At 62.2% G+C, this 18,468-nt stretch carries 13 protein-coding genes and 1 pseudogene; 3 read left to right on the top strand and 11 right to left on the bottom strand.

What is annotated here, in order from left to right; genetic code table 11:
• Positions 1-320 precede the first annotated feature (320 nt).
• Entirely contained in the window at positions 321-1,811 is a 1,491-nt protein-coding gene (locus CAF90_RS19780) for an aldehyde dehydrogenase (RefSeq protein WP_085608192.1), read from the top strand.
• Between the two features lie 16 nt (positions 1,812-1,827).
• On the opposite strand, the gene CAF90_RS19775 is transcribed toward CAF90_RS19780, so the two are convergent.
• The 7 genes and pseudogenes from CAF90_RS19775 to CAF90_RS19745 all read right to left on the bottom strand — a co-directional run bounded on the left by CAF90_RS19775 (position 1,828) and on the right by CAF90_RS19745 (position 11,120).
• Entirely contained in the window at positions 1,828-3,123 is a 1,296-nt protein-coding gene (locus CAF90_RS19775; RefSeq protein ID WP_085608191.1) for an FAD-dependent monooxygenase, read from the bottom strand.
• Positions 3,120-3,797, bottom strand: a complete 678-nt coding sequence (locus CAF90_RS19770; RefSeq protein WP_085608190.1) for a S8 family serine peptidase — start codon at positions 3,795-3,797, stop codon at positions 3,120-3,122. The genes CAF90_RS19775 and CAF90_RS19770 overlap by 4 nt, the downstream gene beginning before the upstream one ends.
• Entirely contained in the window at positions 3,787-5,505 is a 1,719-nt protein-coding gene (locus CAF90_RS19765) for an ABC transporter ATP-binding protein (RefSeq protein ID WP_085608189.1), read from the bottom strand. Before CAF90_RS19765 ends, CAF90_RS19770 begins: the two co-directional genes overlap by 11 nt.
• Positions 5,505-7,409 (bottom strand): sigma-54-dependent Fis family transcriptional regulator, encoded by a 1,905-nt coding sequence (locus CAF90_RS19760; protein ID WP_085608188.1) that lies wholly within the window; start codon positions 7,407-7,409, stop codon positions 5,505-5,507. The genes CAF90_RS19765 and CAF90_RS19760 overlap by 1 nt, the downstream gene beginning before the upstream one ends.
• A gap of 123 nt (positions 7,410-7,532) precedes the next feature.
• The gene (locus CAF90_RS19755; RefSeq protein WP_085608187.1) at positions 7,533-8,558 is read right to left on the bottom strand and encodes a histone deacetylase family protein; all 1,026 of its coding nucleotides are present in this window, start codon (positions 8,556-8,558) and stop codon (positions 7,533-7,535) included.
• Between the two features lie 3 nt (positions 8,559-8,561).
• Positions 8,562-9,800, bottom strand: coding sequence for a Zn-dependent hydrolase (locus CAF90_RS19750; protein WP_085608186.1), 1,239 nt, complete (start codon positions 9,798-9,800; stop codon positions 8,562-8,564).
• A 22-nt stretch (positions 9,801-9,822) separates the two neighbouring features.
• Positions 9,823-11,120: pseudogene (locus CAF90_RS19745) on the bottom strand (MFS transporter).
• Between the two features lie 162 nt (positions 11,121-11,282).
• Between CAF90_RS19745 and CAF90_RS19740 the strand changes: the two are divergent.
• The gene (locus CAF90_RS19740; protein WP_085608185.1) at positions 11,283-12,218 is read left to right on the top strand and encodes a LysR family transcriptional regulator; all 936 of its coding nucleotides are present in this window, start codon (positions 11,283-11,285) and stop codon (positions 12,216-12,218) included.
• Here CAF90_RS19740 and CAF90_RS19735 read toward each other — a convergent pair.
• The 3 genes from CAF90_RS19735 to CAF90_RS19725 are packed head-to-tail and all read right to left on the bottom strand — an operon-like array spanning position 12,212 to position 15,191.
• Entirely contained in the window at positions 12,212-13,141 is a 930-nt protein-coding gene (locus tag CAF90_RS19735; protein WP_085608184.1) for a glyoxylate/hydroxypyruvate reductase A, read from the bottom strand. The genes CAF90_RS19740 and CAF90_RS19735 overlap by 7 nt on opposite strands.
• On the bottom strand, positions 13,138-13,893 hold the full coding sequence (locus tag CAF90_RS19730) for a class II aldolase/adducin family protein (protein WP_085608183.1): 756 nt from the start codon (positions 13,891-13,893) through the stop codon (positions 13,138-13,140). The genes CAF90_RS19735 and CAF90_RS19730 overlap by 4 nt, the downstream gene beginning before the upstream one ends.
• Positions 13,890-15,191, bottom strand: a complete 1,302-nt coding sequence (locus CAF90_RS19725) for an MFS transporter (RefSeq protein ID WP_007953124.1) — start codon at positions 15,189-15,191, stop codon at positions 13,890-13,892. Before CAF90_RS19725 ends, CAF90_RS19730 begins: the two co-directional genes overlap by 4 nt.
• A gap of 144 nt (positions 15,192-15,335) precedes the next feature.
• On the opposite strand from CAF90_RS19725, the gene CAF90_RS19720 reads away from it, so the two are divergent.
• A complete protein-coding gene (locus CAF90_RS19720; RefSeq protein ID WP_007953130.1) occupies positions 15,336-16,295 on the top strand; it encodes a LysR family transcriptional regulator in 960 nt (319 codons plus the stop codon).
• Between the two features lie 12 nt (positions 16,296-16,307).
• On the opposite strand, the gene mrdA is transcribed toward CAF90_RS19720, so the two are convergent.
• Positions 16,308-18,200: a penicillin-binding protein 2 gene (gene mrdA / locus CAF90_RS19715; protein WP_085608182.1), complete on the bottom strand. Its 1,893-nt coding sequence runs from the start codon at positions 18,198-18,200 to the stop codon at positions 16,308-16,310.
• Positions 18,201-18,468 lie beyond the last annotated feature (268 nt).

Genomic DNA, 18,468 nt, shown 5'->3' with positions numbered 1-18,468 from the left:
TGGCAGGAAAACCCTATACACCAAGCAACTTAGCTCGTACCTCATGCCTCCACCAGTCGGTAAAAACTGTCAGACGCGCGACTTTTCCTACACCTGAAACGGCCCGATTTCGCCAAGGCCCCGTGACAGCTGGATTGGCTTTGTAGGATGCGTATCCTGCATCTCAACGGGTGTCGCGTTTTGAGACAAATTCACCCTCATTGCCACTCAAACTCTTCCTCCTTCCGCCCGTGCAACCGGGCTGTGCGCCACCTTCGAGCATTTGGCACAACCATTGCGAAAGCCCCTCTCGACCCCATCGAACAACAAGAGGTTTCGCCATGCCCCTGCCTTATCTGCTCCCTGCCACTTCGGCCTTTATCCAGCGCCCGCCACGCATGCTGATCGGCGGCGACTGGGTCGAAGCCAACGACGGCCAGACCATGCCGCTGCACAATCCGGCCACCGGTGAAGTGCTGTGTGTGGTGCCTCGAGCCACGCCGGAAGATGTCGACAGCGCGGTGCTCGCCGCCCGGCAAGCCTTCGATGATTCAGCCTGGAGCCGCACCCGTCCGCGCGAGCGGCAGAACCTGCTGTGGAAACTCGCTGACCTGATGCAGCGTGACGCCGAACTGCTGGCGCAACTGGAATGCCTGAACAACGGCAAGAGCGCGGCGGTGGCGCAGGTAATGGACGTGCAACTGGCCATCGACTTCCTGCGCTACATGGCCGGTTGGGCGACCAAGATCGAAGGTTCCAGCGTCGACGTCTCTTTGCCGCTGATGCCCGGCGATCAGTTCCACAGTTTCATTCGCCGCGAGGCAGTCGGCGTGGTCGGCGCCATCGTCGCCTGGAACTTTCCGTTGCTGCTGGCCTGCTGGAAGCTCGGCCCGGCGCTGGCCACCGGTTGCACCGTGGTGCTCAAACCGGCCGACGAAACCCCACTGACCGCGCTGAAACTGGCGGAGCTGGTGCTGGAGGCGGGTTACCCGGAAGGCGTGTTCAACGTCGTCACCGGCACCGGCATCACCGCCGGATCCGCCCTGACTCACAACCCGCTGGTCGACAAACTGACCTTCACCGGCTCCACCGCCGTGGGCAAGCAAATCGGCAAGATCGCCATGGACTCGATGACCCGGGTCACCCTGGAACTGGGCGGCAAATCACCGACCATCGTCATGGCCGACGCCGACCTGAAAACCGCCGCGGCGGGTGCGGCCAGTGCGATTTTCTTCAACCAGGGCCAGGTCTGCTGCGCCGGTTCGCGGCTGTATGTGCAGCGCAAGCATTTCGACAATGTGGTGGCTGATATCAGCGATATCGCCAATGCGATGAAACTCGGCAACGGCCTCGACCCGAGCATCGATATGGGCCCGCTGATTTCCGCGCGCCAGCAGGAGCGGGTCTACAACTACATCGAAATGGGCCGGGAAAGCGGCGCGACCATCGCCTGCGGCGGTGAGCAGTTCGGGCCGGGGTTCTTCGTCAAGCCGACGGTGATTGTCGATGTCGATCAGCGGCATTCACTGGTGCAGGAAGAGATCTTCGGGCCGGTGCTGGTGGCGATTCCGTTCGATGACGAGGCCGATGCGCTGCGCATGGCCAATGACAGCCCTTACGGTTTGGGCGCGAGCATCTGGTCGAACGATCTGGCGGCGGTACACCGGATGATTCCGCGGATCAAGTCGGGATCGGTGTGGGTCAACTGCCACAGCGCGCTGGATCCGGCGTTGCCGTTTGGCGGCTACAAGATGTCCGGGGTCGGGCGCGAGATGGGGTATGCGGCGATCGAGCATTACACCGAGTTGAAGTCGGTGTTGATCAAGTTGTAATGACTGCGCTTGCGGCTCAGGGTTTGAAACCCTGAGCCAACAGCCACCCGCGAACGGCTCGCCCCTGCTCAAGCGTCAATCCCGCCAACACCTGATCCGCCGGCTCATCGCGCAGCCGCCGCACCAGCGGAGCCAGCTCGACACCTTGCACATGCCAGATCCCCAGCGGTTGATCCGCCGTGATCACCACCTCGGCTTCATCGACAAAACCGTCACGCAACACCGGCATCCGCTCGATGCGCAACGCGGCAAAGTCCGCTTGCGCATGAGCCACTTCAGCATCTGGCCACTGCCGCCGCGCCTGCCAGAACGGCTGATCGAGCCAACGCTGTTCATCGGCATAAAAGTCTCGACCGATCCGCGCAAAACGCAGGAATAGTTGCTCCACACGCTGACGGTGAAAACGCTGGGCCAGCGCCGCTCGTTCCGGTTTGCGCAACAGCGTGTTGATCACCACCGGCGCCTGCAACGCCGAGGACAGCGACTGAAAAATCCCGTTGCCCGACAGCGGGTCCACCGCCATCGCCGCATCGCCCACGCGAATCCAGTTATGACCGCAGACCTGTGGCGCAAGAATCGCGGTGCTGCTGCGAGCGTGCAGTTGCAACTCGAATTCCTGCCCGCCAGCAAAGAACGCTTGGGCAAAATCCGAGGCCTGACGCCGCGCGCGGCTGTGATCGAGCAGTTGCGCCTTGCCCGGCAATTGGGCGCTGGCCACATCCACCGTCCACTGCCAATAACACTGGCCATCGTCCCGTCGGGCCATCCACGCCCAGCCGTCTTCAAGGCTTTCCACGGCGCTGGAAGTCACACCCGGCGCGCCTTGCCAGCGATTGAGCAGGCTGACCGTCTCCGGCCCGCGCAGACCTTTACCGGACGCCGGCGCCTGTCGCCCACGGGCCTCCACCAGAAAATCCGCCGTTAGCGTCTGACCGCCATCGAGTTCAACCCGATGCCCCTCCGCCGAGGAATGAACATTCAGGACTCGCCCTTCAATCACCTCGACCCCGGCCATCCGCAGATCTTCCCGCAAACCACGATCAAAGGCCGGGCGATCCAGCAGAAACTCGATGTTCTGCGCATGCTGCTGACCGTTCCACGCAACCTGCCTTTGGGACGGCAACGTGGCATTCGCCAACCCGTGATTCAACCCGGCACCACGCAACGCCTCCAATACCCGCTGCGACACGCCTTCGAGCGCCGCAAACCGCCGCCATTCGCTGACCAGCGTCACCGCGTAACCCAGTCGTCGCAGCCCCAATGCGACCGCCGCACCAGCCGGACCGGCACCGAGAATCAGGATCGAAGTCACGGATCGAAACGCCGTTCAGGGCCGCGATAACGAGCGTGCTGTTTCAGCCAGTCGATCACTTCGGCATTGCTCGCCTGCGGATGCTCCAGCAGATAGCCGGCAATATGCCCGCTCAACGCGGCACACCCCAGACTGGCCCCGGACTGCCCCGGATAAGTGCCGCGAACACACGCGGCAAAATCCGCCTGCGCACTGTCGAGCCATGACCATTGCTCATCGGTACAACGCGCATCGCCGGTCACCCGCAACACCTGCGAATAACTCGCCGGAAACACCGCCGCGCCCTGCGCCGGGCTCGATGCACACAGCAACACTCCATGGGCCACCGCCGCCGCGCAGGCCTCGCGCAACAGGCTGCGATCCTGGCGCAGGCCGAGGCTCAGATTGATCAGCCGCACGTCCTGCGCCACCAGCCAGTCGATGGCCGAGGCGATCTGCAAGGCGCTGGTAATGCCGCGCTGATCGAACACTTGGGCCACGCAAATCTGTGCGGCCGGTGCCCGACGGCTGATTGCTTCGATCACCGCGCTGCCATGCCCGAGGGGATCGTCGCGCAAATCGGATTCAGCCAGTCCATCCTCCAGCAACGAGAATCGCCGCCCGGCAATCACTTGCACTCGCTGCGCCGCCGAGTGCCCGCTGTCGACCACACCAATCCGCAATTCAGGCTTCATGCAGCACCGTTTTCGAAATGAGCACACCGTCGAGCAATTCAAAGCGCAGATCGGCATCGGCCAGGGTCGACGGACGATGGCTTATGAGGATCCGCGTGCGCCCGGCAAACAACCGGTCGATGGCTTCGATCACTTCGCGCTCGGTGGTTTCGTCGACGGCCGATGTAGCCTCGTCGAGCACCAGAATCAGCGGATCCTGCAACAGCGCCCGGGCAATCGCGATCCGCTGTTTCTGTCCGCCGGACAACTGCTGACCGCGCTCGCCCAATGGGCTGTCGAGGCCTTCGGATAACGACGCGATCAGGCTGTCGAGTTGCGCCAGCCGTGCGACTTCGGCGATGGCTTCGCGGCTGGCGTCCGGCACCGCGTAAGCCAGGTTGTCGGCGAGGCTGCCGCGAAACAGCACGATGTCCTGACTGACCACGGCGATGCGTCGGCGCAGTTCGAACAGTTCCAGTTCACGCAGGTCCACTTCGCCGAGCAACACCCGCCCGGACTGCGGATCGTGATGCCGTTGCAGCAGATCGATCAGCGTCGATTTGCCAACGCCGGAGCCGCCACTCAAGGCGACTTTCAAACCGTAGGGAATCGTCGCTTCGATCCCGCTCAACGTACTTGGGCGGCCCGGATGGCTGAAGTGCACCGCGTCGAAACGCAGCTCGCCCGAAGTCGGAAACGGTTTCGGCGTGACCGGTGAAAACACCGTGGGTTCTTCGCCACGCAACTCCATGACTCGCCCAAGACTGACGGTCATCCGCTGGATCGCCACGTACAACCCCAACAGGCTCTGCACCGGCCCGACCGCCATCCCCAGATAAGTGGAAAACGCGATCAGCGCGCCGAGTTGCCAGGTGCCCTGCACCACCCAATATCCGCCGATCAGAAACGCACAGGCGCGGGACAGCGAGGTCAACGTACCGGGCACGGCCTGAGTGAAAAACTCGGTGACTTGCAGGCGCAGCAACTGGTTCATGTAGCCCTGCCCGAGGCTTTCCAGACGTCGCGCTTCACGCTGTTGCTGGCCGGCGGACTGGATGAACTTCATCACCGGCAGGGTCTCGACCATGAACGACGACATGTCCGCCGAACGCTCGCGCAACTGCCGCACATCGCGCTCGACCTTGCGCCGCATCCAGCGCAGCCACAGCACGTCGAGCGGGATCAGCACCAGCGCCAGCAATGACAGTTTCCACGACAGCGTGAACAACATCGCGATCGCCACCACCAGGCCGATCACACTCGATACCGCCGAGAACAACGAGTCCACGGCAAAGCGCTGAATCTCCGCCACATCGCCGTCGAGCCGCGACATCAGATCGCCGATCCGCCGTTGGCCGTAGAAGCTTGGCGAGAGCTTCTGCAAATGCCGGTAAAGGTCATCGCGCAGGGCAAACAGAATCCGCCCGGACAGTCGCGTGTGCAGATAGCGGTTGATCCCCGACAACGCGGTGCCGAGCAGTCCCGCGATAATCATCAGCATCGCGATCATCACCAGAACCGGAAAATTGCGCGCCAGCAAGCCATCGTCGATCAACAGCTTGACCAGCCACGGCTGCACCAGCACCAGCAGCGACGCGCACACCGACAGACCGAGCAGGCCGGCAATGGCCAGACGCTGCGGCCGCACGAAACCGTATAGCCAACGCAACGACGCTTGCAGTGCGGCGGGGTTCTGGCTGTCGATCAGCCGCACGAACAGGCGCTGCATCACGAGCGCAACTGTTTGAGTTTGCGGTACAGAGTCGCGCGGCTGATGCCGAGGGCGTCGGCCGCGGCCGAGACATTGCCCTGATGGGTGTCGAGGGACTGGCGGATCATCTCCAGTTCGTTCTCGCGAATGCTGCCGGTCTGGGGTTTCTCGGTGACGGACAGTTCGTCGAGCATGCTGTCGGGCAGGTGATCGAGGGTCAGCACCGTTTCACCGGGTTCGCGCATGGCCAAAGCGGTGCGCAAGACCATTTCCAGTTGACGGATGTTGCCCGGCCAGTGATAAGCGCCGAGCAGGCGATTGAGGTCGTCGTGCAGCACGGCGTTCGGCGCGTCGAGTTTGCCCAGCAGCCGAGTGACCAGCGCGCTGAAATCATCACGCTCGCGCAGGGCCGGGAGCATCACGCTGATGCCGTTGACCCGGTAGAACAGATCCTCGCGAAATTGCTTGTCCTCGACCTGGCGCTTGAGGTCGCGGTGGGTGGCGCAGATCAGTGCGACGTCGATGTCCTGTTCTTCCCCGGCCCCCAGCGGCGCGACTTTTCGGTCCTGCAGAACGCGCAGCAAACGCGCCTGCAAGGCCAGCGGCATGTCGCCGATTTCATCGAGGAACAACGTGCCGCCGTGGGCCTGTTGCAAGCGTCCGATCATGCCGCCACGGCGCGATCCGGTAAACGCACCTTCACGGTAGCCGAACAGTTCCGATTCGATCAGGCCTTCGGGAATCGCCGCGCAGTTCACGGCCACAAAGGGTTTGTCGCTACGGCTGCCGGCCAGATGCAGGGCGCGGGCGATCACTTCTTTACCGGTGCCGGTTTCACCGAGCAGCAGCACCGGCAGCTCATTGGCCAGGCCTTGGCGAGCCATGCGCAGGGCGCGGGCGTAGCGAGCGTTGTTGCCGGCCAGGGCTTCCAGATCCGGTTGCGCCTTGGCGGTTTTCGCCACGCTGCGCGGCGGGCCGCCGAGGTTCACCGAACGCGCCGGGGCTCGCAGGGTTTTGTAGAAAAACTCGCCCTTGGCGGTCTGCACACTGCCGACGCCGCCCTGTTGCAGACGGGTCAGCAATTGCACGCCATCGACGCCGAGGAACTCTTCGCAACGCCGTCCGACCAGCGCCGAACGTTCGGCCCGCAGCAACTGGCAGGCCTGGGCGCTGACCGCCAGAATCTGCCCGCCGAGACTCACCGCCAGCAAGCCTTGCCATGGCGATTCCAGATACTGCCGGCGACTGTGGAAAGCGAGGACGATCTGATCGGGAAAACTGTTGTTGAACACCCGACTCTCGATCTGGCTGACCGCCATGCTCAGCAGCGCGGTGCTGTCATGGACGCGGCCAAGAGGGCCTTCGCGGGTCAGGTCGAGGACGCCGAGAATTTCGCCTTGGGGGCAATGGATCGGCACCGAGGTGCAGGAGAAGTCGGTGAGGCGGTCGAGGTAGTGTTCGCCGCAATCGATCAGGGTGGGCCGCGCTTCGACCAGCGCCGTGCCGAGGGCGTTGGTACCGCGAGCGGCTTCGCTCCAGCAAGCGCCGAGGGTGATGTCCTGCAGGCCGCTGCCCTTGAGCCGGTCGGCACGTCCCTCGACCGCAAGAATGGTGGCGTCGGAATTGGCGAGGATGATCAGGCCTTCCTTGCCCTGACGTTCGGCCAGGTAATCGATGGCCGGTATCGCCGCATCGATCAGCAGGCGATTGCTCGCCAGCAACACATCGAGACTCGCGCTCGATTCCAGTGCCAGCTCATGCTTGCCATTGAAATGCACGCCGTGGCTCAGGCTGCGCCGCCACGAAGCATCGATCTCCGCACGCAACACGCCATCCGGGACCTGCCCTTCGAGATGGAGTTTTTCCCGGGCCAGCCGGGCTTCGTGGTGAGACTTGGGATCGGTTGTTTTTATAAGAGTCATCAAGCGCTCCGGAGCGGTCCGCTTTGCGCTTTTTTACATCAGCGCCCTGACGCCAATGTTTACGTTAACGTCAGGGCGATGGCAAGCACCGTAGGGCGCTTGTGTTCCAGCAGGCGGATTGCCTCAGCGCTGCCACACCTCGGTATTCACGAAAAACGCCCGGGCGTTGTCTTCGAGACTTTCCAGGTGATAGCCGCCTTCCTGCACGATCAGACATGGCAGGCCCAGGCTGCGAATCCGCTCGCCCAATGCTGCAAAGCCTTCACGAGTGACGGCGACTTTGCTTTGCGGGTCCAGCTCATAGATATCGAAGCCCAACGACAACACCAGCACCTCGGCGCCGAACTCGCGTACCGCGTTCAATGCGACTTCCAGTTTCCCGAGGAAATCCGCTTCGCTTGCTCCATGAGCCATCGGCAAGTTGAGGTTGAAGCCCTCCCCTGCGCCGCTGCCACGTTCGTCGGCGAACCCGGCGACGCCCGGATAGAAGTTGGTCGGATCGCCATGCACCGAGACGTAAAGCACGTCATCGCGATCGTAGAAAATCTCTTGGATGCCCTGGCCGTGGTGCATGTCGGTGTCGAGCACCGCGACTTTATCGAACTTGTCACGCAGCACCTGCGCCGCCACCGCCGCGTTGTTCACGTAGCAGAAACCACCCGCCGCCTCGGCCCGAGCGTGATGCCCCGGCGGACGGCACAAGGCGTAGGCTGCCGGCTCGCCGTCGATCAGCGCCTGAGCCCCGGCCACTGCGCTTTGCGCCGACCAGTACGCCGAGCGCCAGGTCTGCTCGCCGACCGGGCAACTGCCGTCCGCCAGATAGCGCGCGGCCTGGGCGAGGATGCCGCGCAATGCATTGGGCTCGCGGACGAAGATGTTCGACATCACCTCATCGCCCCAGTCTTCGGGGATTTCTTTCCAGCGTGCGTGCGCTTCCTGAAGAAAGGTCAGATACGGCGCGCCATGCACCGCCAGCAACGGTGCGAGGCCGGCATCGGCGGGTTGCTCGACATTGAAGCCCAAACCGTGGGCGGCCTGCACCAGTCGTTGCGCACGCTCGGGGACTTCCTGCGGCGTACGCATCTGCCCGCGCGAGTAATAGCTGCGTGGATGGTGGAGCAATTGTTCGGGGTGGAAAAAACTGCGCATGGTTCAGACTCCCTGTTCGATTCGACCGGCGCGGGCCAGCACGGCGTTGAGCAATACATCGGTGCCCTGCTTCACGTCTTCGGGCAACACATCTTCGGCTTCGTTATGGCTCAGGCCGCCAACGCACGGGATAAACACCATCGCCGTCGGGCAGTAACGCGCGAGGTGAATCGCGTCATGCCCAGCGCCGCTGACAATCGACTGCTGAGCGTAGCCCAGCGCATCCACCGCTTCTTGCACGGCCGCCACACATTCGGCGTCGAACGGCGTGGCCGGGCTGATCCAGTGCGGGGTGATCGTCAGGTTCAGGCCTCGGCCATCGGCGATGGCCTGCAACCGGGCGCGGACCTGTTGCTCCATGGCGGCAATGGCGTCGTCGCAGTGATGACGCAGGTCGACGGTGAAATTCACCAGCCCCGGAATGGTGTTGCGCGAAGACTTGTTGATACTCAACTCGCCGACCGTGGTCAGGCCTTCGGGGGCAAAATCTGCGGCCAGACCTTCAATCGCCTGAATCATCCGCGCCACACCGTACAGCGCATCTTTGCGCAGCGGCATCGGCGTGGTGCCGGCGTGGGCGGCCATGCCTTCCACGCGCACATCGAGCCAGCGGATCGCCTGTCCGCCCGTGACCACGCCGATGCTTTTGGCGTTGTCTTCGAGGATCGGCCCCTGCTCGATGTGCGCTTCAAAATACGCATCCACCGCGCCGCCCAACGGACGTTCACCGGCGTAACCGGTACGCTGCAACGCCTCGGCAGCGCTGATGCCATCGACATCGCGCACCGCCAGCGCCGCGTTCAGCTCCATGATCCCGGTGAACACTGCCGAGCCAAACATGGCGGGCGTAAAGCGTGCACCTTCTTCGTTGGTCCACACCGCCACTTCCAGCGGTTTGCGGGTCTGGATGTTCAGGTCGTTGAGGCAACGCACCACTTCCAGCCCGGCGAGTACCCCGTAGACACCATCGAAACGCCCGCCCTCGGGTTGGGTGTCGAGGTGGCTACCCATCATTACCGGCGCGGCGTCCGGATCGGTGCCGGCGCGACGGGCGAACAGGTTGCCGATGGCGTCCACGCTCAGGGTCATGCCGGCTTCGCGGCACCAGTGGGCGAACAGTTCGCGACCGGCCTTGTCTTCGTCGCTCAATGCCAGACGACAGCTGCCGCCCCGGGCTGTCGCACCGATTTCGGCCATGGCCATCAGGCTCGCCCACAGGCGTTCGCCATTGATCTTCAACATGAGGTTCTCCTGAAATTCCGGTTTAGGCACGGGCCATTTCCGCGCGATGGGCGCTGGCGTGACGACGGGCGAGGGACAGCACGCAGACCAGCGATATGCCGGCGATCAGGCTGTAGAACACCGCCATCGGCCACCACTGCCCGGTGAATTTGTGCGCGAGCATCGTGCCGATCAGCGGCGTCAGACCACCGGCCACCGCGCCGCAAATCTGATAGGCCAGGGAGATCGCGGTGTAGCGCACACGAGTCTCGAACATGCCGCTGACGTAACCGGCGATCACCGCATAGAACGAGGCCATGCACACCACCGCCAGCGCGATGCCGAGGATGATCAGCGGCGCCTGGGCCGAGCTGACCAGCACAAACATCGGATACGGCGAGGCCATCGCCAGCAGCGACACCAGGCACAGGAAACGCGTCGCGCCGATCTTCTCCGCCGTCCACGCAGCCAGCGGCTGGATGCAGAACTGGATGATCGCGACGAAGAACAGGCATTCGAGAATCAGCGAACGTGGCAGCGCCAGTTGCTGAGTGGTGTAGGCGATCATGAAAGTGTTGGTGAAATACACCCCGGCGATGCCCAGCGTGTTGGCACCGATGCACAGCAACAGCGGACGCCACGCGGTGCGCAACACTTCCATCACCGGCGCCTGTTCTTTCTTGATTTGCTTGCTGGCCTGCTCGCGGCTGGCGAGGAATTCCGGCGACTCGTTCACGCCCAGACGAATTGCCAGGCCCACCAGCAGCAACAGCGCACTGGCGAGGAACGGCAGGCGCCAGCCCCAACTCATGAGGTCTTCTTCCGGCAAACGGGTCACCGCACTGAACGCCAACAGCGACAGGATCAAACCCGCCGGGCTTCCCAGTTGCGCGAACGACGCGAAGAAATTGCGCCGGCCCTTCGGCGCATGCTCGCCGGCCATCCCCACTCGCCACCGACGGCGATGCCCTGGACGATTCGCAGCAGAATCAGCAGCACCGGCGCGGTGGCGCCGATCTGCGCGTAGGTCGGCAACAGACCGATGCACACCGTGACCACGCCCATCATCAACAGAGTGATGATCAGGGATTTCTTGCGGCCGATGCGGTCGCCGATATGACCGAAAATGATCCCGCCCAACGGCCGGGCAAAGAAGCCCACGGCGAAGGTGCCGAATGCGGCCATGGTGCTGAACAGCGGATCGTCGGAAGGAAAGAACAGCGCGCCGAACACCAGCGCGGCGGCGGTGGCGTAAATGTAAAAGTCGTACCACTCGATCATGGTGCCGATGAAGGCTGCGGCCGCCGCACGGCGCGGCTGGTTCGAAGCGTGGGGCTTCATGGGATCGGGCTCCTTTGATTGTTTTTTTGGCAGGAGGAAAACGTAAATCCGAGGCGCTCTGGCGGCGCCTGTCGTAGGGTGATTTATCGTCTCGGGGCTATGATTAGTCAATTTTCTATTTATTATTCCGAGTATTACTTCACCTTATAATCGAGAGCCGCCATGGCCGAACGCGATGTGCAACGCCTGCTCAACGACCGCCTCGACTGGAACCTGCTGCGCACCTTCCGGGTGATCGGCCAGGAGCTGAGCATCAGCCGCGCCGCGGCGCGTCTGCACCTGACCCAACCGGCGGTGAGCCAGGCGCTCAAGCGTCTGGAGGAACAATTGGGCCGCCAGTTGATCGCCCGGCGCGGTCCGCGCTTTGCCCTCACCGAAGTCGGCGAGCAGATCTTCGAACTGGCCGGCGAGATCTACGGGCAGATGTCCCAGGTCAGCAGCCTGCTGGAGCAACCGGCCGACGAAGTGATCGGCAAGGTGAGACTGCTGATCATCAGCCGGATCTTTTCCGAACGCTTCGATGACTTTCTCGCCGACTTTCATCGGCAGTATCCAAGGGTGGATCTGGAGGTGGATGTGATGCGCAGTTCGGACATCGTCAGCGCCCTTCAGGAGAAAACCGCGACCCTCGGCCTTAGCCTTAATCGCCGCCCGCAACCGCGTCTGGAACAGCGTCTGTTTCTGCGTCAGCGCTATGCGTTTTTCTGTGGCAAGCACCACGCGCTGTTTGGCCGACAGGACATCGGCGAAGGCGATCTACAGCGGGAGAACTTCGTCAGTTTCACCAGTGACCAGATTGGTGGAATGCTCTCGCCGCTGACGATTTTTCGCGATCAGCAGGGCTTCAGCGGACGCATTGTTGCCTCCTCGCCAAGCCTGGAAGAAGTCCGGCGACTGGTGATCGCCGGGTTCGGTATCGGCTGCCTGCCGGAGCATGTGGTGGCGGCGGACGTCGACGCCGGATTGCTCTGGCGCCTGCCGCCCCACGAGGGAATTGCCGATGTCGACATTCATCTGCTGTGGAACCGCGACCAGCGCATGAGCCGCGCCGAGACGCTGTTCATCGAACGCTTGCAGGCCTGTCTGGCGGATCAGTAACCGAGCAGTCGATCCGCGCTGTTGAGCAAAGGCTCACCGGCATTCAAACGGCGGAAGTTTTCGGCGATCTGTTCGGCGATGCAATCGTGGGAAGCCGCCGAAGCCATGTGCGGGGTGATGGTCACGCCCGGGGTTTTCCACAGCGAATGATCGGCGGGCAGCGGTTCCTGTTCGAAGACATCGAGCAGTGCACCGCGCAGTTTTCCGCGGGCTAGAGCCTGTTGCAGATCCTCGATGTTCAGGTGTCCGCCGCGACCGACGTTGACCAGTGCCGCACCGTTGGCCAAGTGCTCGAACGTCTGACGATTGAGGATGCCGCGAGTCTCGTGGGTGAGCGGCAACAGATTGATCAGCAACTCCACGCCGTCGAGGAACGGGTTGAAAGCATCGGTGCCGGCGAAGGTCTGCACGCCGGGTAAATCCTTGCTGCTGCGCGCCCAGCCACGCACCTCGTAACCAGCGTTGGCCAGGTCTTGAGCGATCGCGCTGCCGAGCGAGCCGAGCCCCATCACACCGATCCGAAACTCATGGGCCGGGCGTTGCAGCGGTCGCTCCCAATGCTGTTGGCGCTGTTGCTCGAGCACTTGATCGAAGCCGCGATGATAGTGAATCACCGCCCAGCGTACGTACTCGGTCATGCCTTGCCGATGACCGGGATCGACCACCCGGCACACCGGCAGATCCGGGCATGAAGGATCGTGTTCCAAGTGATCGATACCGGCGGCAACCGAGTGAATCACTTGCAGATTGGGCAACGCGGCGAGACTGTCCGCCAGCGGAAACCAGCACGCCGCGATCTGTGCATTCGCCGCCCGGGGATCGTCGGCCAGTACCGCCGAAAGCTGCGGCGCACGGCGGGCGAAGGCTTCCTGCAATTGTTTGAGCAACAGCGTGTCGCGGGACATCAGTGCAACGGTGTTCATGACAGATAGGACTCGCGCTGGGATTCGATCAGGGTCAGTGCGGCCTCCCAGGCCAGGTCGATGATGTTGTCCTGCTCATCGCGGTCGAACTGTTCGGCGGTGTGGGCGCAGACTTCCGGCGAGGGGAAATGCAGTTCGCAGCCACCGGCCAACGCCTGCACTTGGGCCTGGCAGGCACGCTCCAGAAAATGGATTTCCTGGAACGCCTGGGCCACGCCGGAACCGCCGACCAGCAGGCCGTGATTGCGCAGGATCATGGCGCGATGCGGGCCAAGGTCGGCGATCAACCGATCGCGCTCGTCCAGCGACAGCGCGATGCCTTCGTAGGTGTGGTAAGCGAGTTTTCCGTAGAACTTCAGCGCGTGCTGACTGATCGGCAGCAGGCCTTGTTTCTGCGCGGCGACAGCCATGCCGGCGGCGGTGTGGGTGTGGATCACGCAGTTCAGATCCGGGCGCGCCATGTGGATCGCCGAGTGGATCACGAAGCCGGCGGCGTTGACCCGATGCCCGGCGTATTCTGGGTCGACGATGCGTCCGTCCTGATCGATGCGCACCAGATCGGAGGCGCGCATGCGGTCGAAGATCACGCCGTAGCGGTTGATCAGGAAATGATGCTCCGGCCCGGGAATTCGCAGGGTGATGTGGGTGTCGATCAGGTCGGTCATGCGAAAGTGCGCGATCAAGCGGTACAACGCGGCGAGCTCACAACGGGCTTGCCATTCGATCGGGTCAATGTGGGCGGGCTTACTCACGAATACACCTCTTTGCTTGTGTGAAGGACGACCGGGTTGGCCCGCAGACGCGCGAGGCCACAGACACCGATCAGAGACAGGGCAGACAGCAGCGTGAAGAACACCGCCAATGGCAGCCACTGTCCGGAGAACTTGCTGGCCAGCAGCGTGCCGATCAGCGGCGTGGTGCCGCCGGCCAACGCGCAGCTCAATTGGTAGGCGATGGAGATCCCCGAGTAGCGCAGATGCACCGGGAAGGCCTGGGTCATGTATCCGGCGATCACCGCGTACAAGGCCGAGAGAATCACCACCGCGACGGCGATGCCGAGGGTCATCAGCAGGATGTTCTGAGTGCCGACCAGCAGAAACATCGGGTACGGCGTGACCATGCACAGCAACGCCACCAGCATCAGGAATCGACCTTCGCCGATGCGTTCGGCGAGCAGCGCAGACACCGGTTGCGACAGCAGTTGAATGACCGTCACCAGGAACAGGCAGTCGAGAATGGTCGCCCGTGGGATGCCCTGATATTGGGTGACGTAGGTAATCATGAAGGTGTTGGTGAAGAAGAAGCCGGCCGAACCGATGGTGACGGCGGCGGCAGCAAACAGGATCTGCCGCCAGCACTGACGGATCACGTCTTTCACCGGGTATTTGGCGGTTTCGTTGTTGTCCTTGGCCTTGGCGAATTCCGGTGATTCATGCACCCCGGAACGAATCATCAGACCGACCATCATCAGCACGCCGCTGGCGAGAAACGGCAGACGCCAGCCCCAGGCGAGGAAGTCTTCCGGCGACAGCGACGTCACCAGTCGGAACGCGATCAACGCCAGCAGCAAACCCGCCGGGCTGCCGAGCTGGGCGAACGAGGCGTAGAAGGTTTTGCGTTTGGCCGGCGCGTGCTCACTGGCCATCAACACCGCCCCGCCCCACTCGCCGCCGACGGAGATGCCCTGGATCAGGCGCAACACGATCAGCCCGATCGGCGCCCAGATGCCGACGCTGGCGTAGCTCGGCAACAGACCGATACCTGCGGTAGCCAGCCCCATCAGCGCCATGGTCACCAGCAGCATTTTCTTGCGGCCGAGACGATCGCCCAAATGACCGAACACCATCCCGGCCATCGGGCGGGCGATGAAGCCGACGGCGAAACTGCCGAACGCGGCGAGCGTGCTTGTCACCGGGTCGCTGCTGGGAAAGAACACTTGCCCGAGCACCAGTGCGGCGGCGGTGGCGTAGATGTAGAAATCGTAGAACTCGATGGTCGTGCCAATGAAGGCAGCGGCCGCGGCGCGACGCGGCTGAGCGGTGGTGTGCATGCAAGAACCCTGTGTATTTATAGTTTTGGGCAGGTGTCGAGGCGGCTGATGGTCGCGCTCTGTGGCGCTTGTGGGCTTTATCGCTTCCGTGACAGGATTAGTCAATTTTCAATAACTTATCTTTACTATTAGCGTGGCTACTACATGACCTCATCCGCTAATCCTTGGGTCGGCCGGCGTTTTCTAAATGACCGGCTGGACTGGAACCTGCTGCGCACCTATCTGGTGATCGGTCAGGAAGGCAGCATGAGCCGCGCCGCTGCCCGGCTGCACATCACTCAGTCGGCGGTCAGCCAGGCGTTGAAACGTCTCGAAGAACAACTGGATTGTGTGTTGATTGCCCGCAGCGGACGGCGCTTTGATCTGACGGAAACCGGGGAAGAAGTCCTGCGGATTGCGGCGGATATCTACGGCGATATTTCTCGTTTGGGCACCGTGGTCGAAAACCGCCATGACGACGTGGTGGGCAAGATCCGTATCCTCACCGTGAGTGGCGTTCAGGCGCGGCATTACGATGAGTTTCTTGCGGACTTCCACGAAACTCACCCGAAAATCGAGCTGGAAGTCGAGGTGATGGGTAGCTCGAACATCATCAGTTCATTGCTGCAGAAGACCGCTACGGTGGGAGTCGGATTGTGTCGTCTACCGCAGCCGAGGCTGGAACAACGAGTATTGTTTCGTGAGCGCTATGCGTACTTTTGCGGGCAGCGGCATCGACTGTTCGGACAGCAGAATCTGACGCTGGAACAGCTTGCCGCGGAGAACTTTGTCAGCTTCACCAGCGATCAGCTCGGCGGCAATCTTTCGCCGTTGACGCTGTTTCGTGACCAGCAGGGATTTACCGGCAAGATCGTCGCCTCCTCCACCAGTTTCGAAGAGATTTATCGTCTGATCTGTGCGGGGTTCGGAATTGGCTGTCTGCCGATTCACCTGGTGCGACGAGATGTCGAACAAGGCTTGCTGTGGCGCTTGCCGCCAGAGGATGGGGTGGTGGATTTCGATATCCAGCTGCTGTGGAATCGCGAACAGAAGATGACTCAGGCGGAAACGGTGTTCATCGACAGCTTCCAGCACATGCTCAGCTTGCGTGAACCTGTGCTGTGAAGCTGCAGCGGATTACACGTGGGGATCGCCCGGCGCTTTGGTCGGCGCCGCGTATTGCGGCTTGAGGTGACCGTCCTGGTCGAGCAGCCAGGCGTCCATGATCTGCCGCACCACGGGACCTGCGACCCGGCCACCGGCCTCGCCATTTTCGATCATCACCGAGATCGCGATCTTCGGATGTTCGGCAGGCGCAAAGCCGACGAACAAGGCGTTGTCACGGTGACGTTCGAGGGTTTTCTCGCGGTTGTAGCGCTCCCCCTGCTTGATCGCCACCACTTGCGCCGTACCGCTCTTGCCGGCGATGCGGTATTGCGCACCGGCCGCCGCCGCACGAGCAATGCCTCGGGCATCGTGCATCACCATCTGCATACCGTGGTTGACCTGTTCCCAGTCACGCGGATCCTTGAGCAGGATGTTCGGCATCGGGTGTTCGTCCACCGGCGCCACACCATCGACAGTCTTGGCCAGGTGCGGACGATTCCAGATGCCCTTGTTGGCAATCAGTGCGGTGGCTTGAGCCAGTTGCAGCGGCGTGACCTGCATGTAGCCCTGACCGATACCGAGGATCACGGTTTCGCCGGGGAACCAGGCTTGCCGGCGCGTAGCGCGCTTCCAGGCCTGGGACGGCATCAGGCCGGGCGACTCCTCGAACATGTCGAGCGAGACTTTCTCGCCGAGGCCGAACATCGCCATGTAATCGTGCAGGCGATCGATGCCGAGCTTGTGCGCCAGGTCGTAGAAGTAGGTGTCGTTGGAACGCATGATCGCTGCGTCCATGTCCACCCAACCGTCGCCGCTGTGATTCCAGTTGCGATACTTGTGGTCGAAGTCCGGAAGTTGGTAGTAACCCGGATCGAAGACTCGGGTTTGAGGCGTGACCACGCCGGCGTCGAGGCCAGCGATGGCCACTTCCGGCTTGATCGTCGAACCGGGTGCGTACAGGCCGCGCAGCACACGGTTGAACAGTGGACGGTCAATGGAGTCGCGCAGCGCGGAATATTCCTTGGAGCTGATACCGGTCACGAACAGATTGGGATCGAAGCTCGGGTTGCTGACCATGGCCAGTACTTCGCCGGTCGAGGGGTCCAGCGCAACGACCGAGCCGCGACGGTCGCCCAGAGCGGCTTCGGCGGCTTCCTGGAGCTTGATATCGAGGCTCAGTACGATGTTTTTGCCTGGTATCGGATCGGTGTGTTTCAGCACGCGCAGTACGCGGCCCTGAGCGTTGGTCTCTACTTCCTCGTAACCGACGTGGCCGTGCAGTTGTGGCTCGTAGAAGCGTTCGATACCGGTCTTGCCGATGGATTGTGTGCCGCGGTATTCGACGGAGTCGAGGGTCTTGGATTCTTTCTCGTTGATACGGCCGACGTAGCCGATCGAGTGTGCGAAGTGCGCGCCCAGCGGGTAGTTACGAACGAATTGTGGTTCGACGTCCAGGCCCGGCAAGCGGAACTCGTTGACTGCCAGTACGGCGATCTGCTCTTCGGTCAGCTCATAGAACAGCGTTACCGGTGTAAACGGGTGGCGCGACTGCTTCATGGCCTTGTCGAAGACTGTGCGGTCTTCGGCGGGCAGGTGCAGGAGACTGATGACTTCATCCAGCTCCTGGTTGACGTCGGTCGCGCGTTCGCGGGTGATGGTCAGGTTGTAGCTGGGACGGTTGTCGGCCAGCAATACGCCGTTGCGATCGTAGATCAGGCCGCGTGTCGGCGGGATCGGCAGTACATGGACGCGATTGTTTTCGGAGATGGTCGAGTGGTAGTCGAACTCGACGACTTGCAGGATGTACAGGCGCACAACCAGAGCGCAACTGACGGCGAAGACGAACAAGGCGCAGGCGATCAGGCGTTTGTTGACCAGTCGCGTCTCTTTTTCGTGATCCTTGATAGGGATGGGTTCGGGCATTTCTGCAGCCACTCTTTGACAAAAAATGAGCGCCGATCCTTGGGCGTGACATCAGTCCGTTAAAAAACGAGCTGCACCATACCAAAAACCGGGCGGTCATTTCAGAGGGATTTCCCCAATGGTCGCGATCGCGACGGCTGGGGGTTTCTCCAGGAACTTTCCTGCGGGCAAAACAAAACCCCAACTGCTTTCGCAATTGGGGTTTCGGAATTTAATCTTGACGATGACCTACTCTCACATGGGGAAACCCCACACTACCATCGGCGAT

This window comes from Pseudomonas sp. B37(2017), assembly GCF_002112885.1.
Classification (GTDB): Bacteria; Pseudomonadota; Gammaproteobacteria; order Pseudomonadales; family Pseudomonadaceae; genus Aquipseudomonas; species Aquipseudomonas paraglycinae.
The sequence above is the reverse complement of the archived record's forward strand: the minus strand, read 5'-3'. Positions and strand labels throughout refer to the sequence as shown.

What these genes read in the sequence shown, in the direction of transcription:
- CAF90_RS19735 (WP_085608184.1), bottom strand. Translation starts at nt 13,141, where the DNA reads ATGAACACCGTTGCACTGATGTCCCGCGACACGCTGTTGCTCAAACAA.
- CAF90_RS19725 (WP_007953124.1), bottom strand. Translation starts at nt 15,191, where the DNA reads ATGCACACCACCGCTCAGCCGCGTCGCGCCGCGGCCGCTGCCTTCATT.
- mrdA (WP_085608182.1), bottom strand. Translation starts at nt 18,200, where the DNA reads ATGCCCGAACCCATCCCTATCAAGGATCACGAAAAAGAGACGCGACTG.
- CAF90_RS19720 (WP_007953130.1), top strand. Translation starts at nt 15,336, where the DNA reads ATGACCTCATCCGCTAATCCTTGGGTCGGCCGGCGTTTTCTAAATGAC.
- CAF90_RS19765 (WP_085608189.1), bottom strand. Translation starts at nt 5,505, where the DNA reads ATGCAGCGCCTGTTCGTGCGGCTGATCGACAGCCAGAACCCCGCCGCA.
- CAF90_RS19770 (WP_085608190.1), bottom strand. Translation starts at nt 3,797, where the DNA reads ATGAAGCCTGAATTGCGGATTGGTGTGGTCGACAGCGGGCACTCGGCG.
- CAF90_RS19755 (WP_085608187.1), bottom strand. Translation starts at nt 8,558, where the DNA reads ATGCGCAGTTTTTTCCACCCCGAACAATTGCTCCACCATCCACGCAGC.
- CAF90_RS19750 (WP_085608186.1), bottom strand. Translation starts at nt 9,800, where the DNA reads ATGTTGAAGATCAATGGCGAACGCCTGTGGGCGAGCCTGATGGCCATG.
- CAF90_RS19760 (WP_085608188.1), bottom strand. Translation starts at nt 7,409, where the DNA reads ATGACTCTTATAAAAACAACCGATCCCAAGTCTCACCACGAAGCCCGG.
- CAF90_RS19780 (WP_085608192.1), top strand. Translation starts at nt 321, where the DNA reads ATGCCCCTGCCTTATCTGCTCCCTGCCACTTCGGCCTTTATCCAGCGC.
- CAF90_RS19740 (WP_085608185.1), top strand. Translation starts at nt 11,283, where the DNA reads ATGGCCGAACGCGATGTGCAACGCCTGCTCAACGACCGCCTCGACTGG.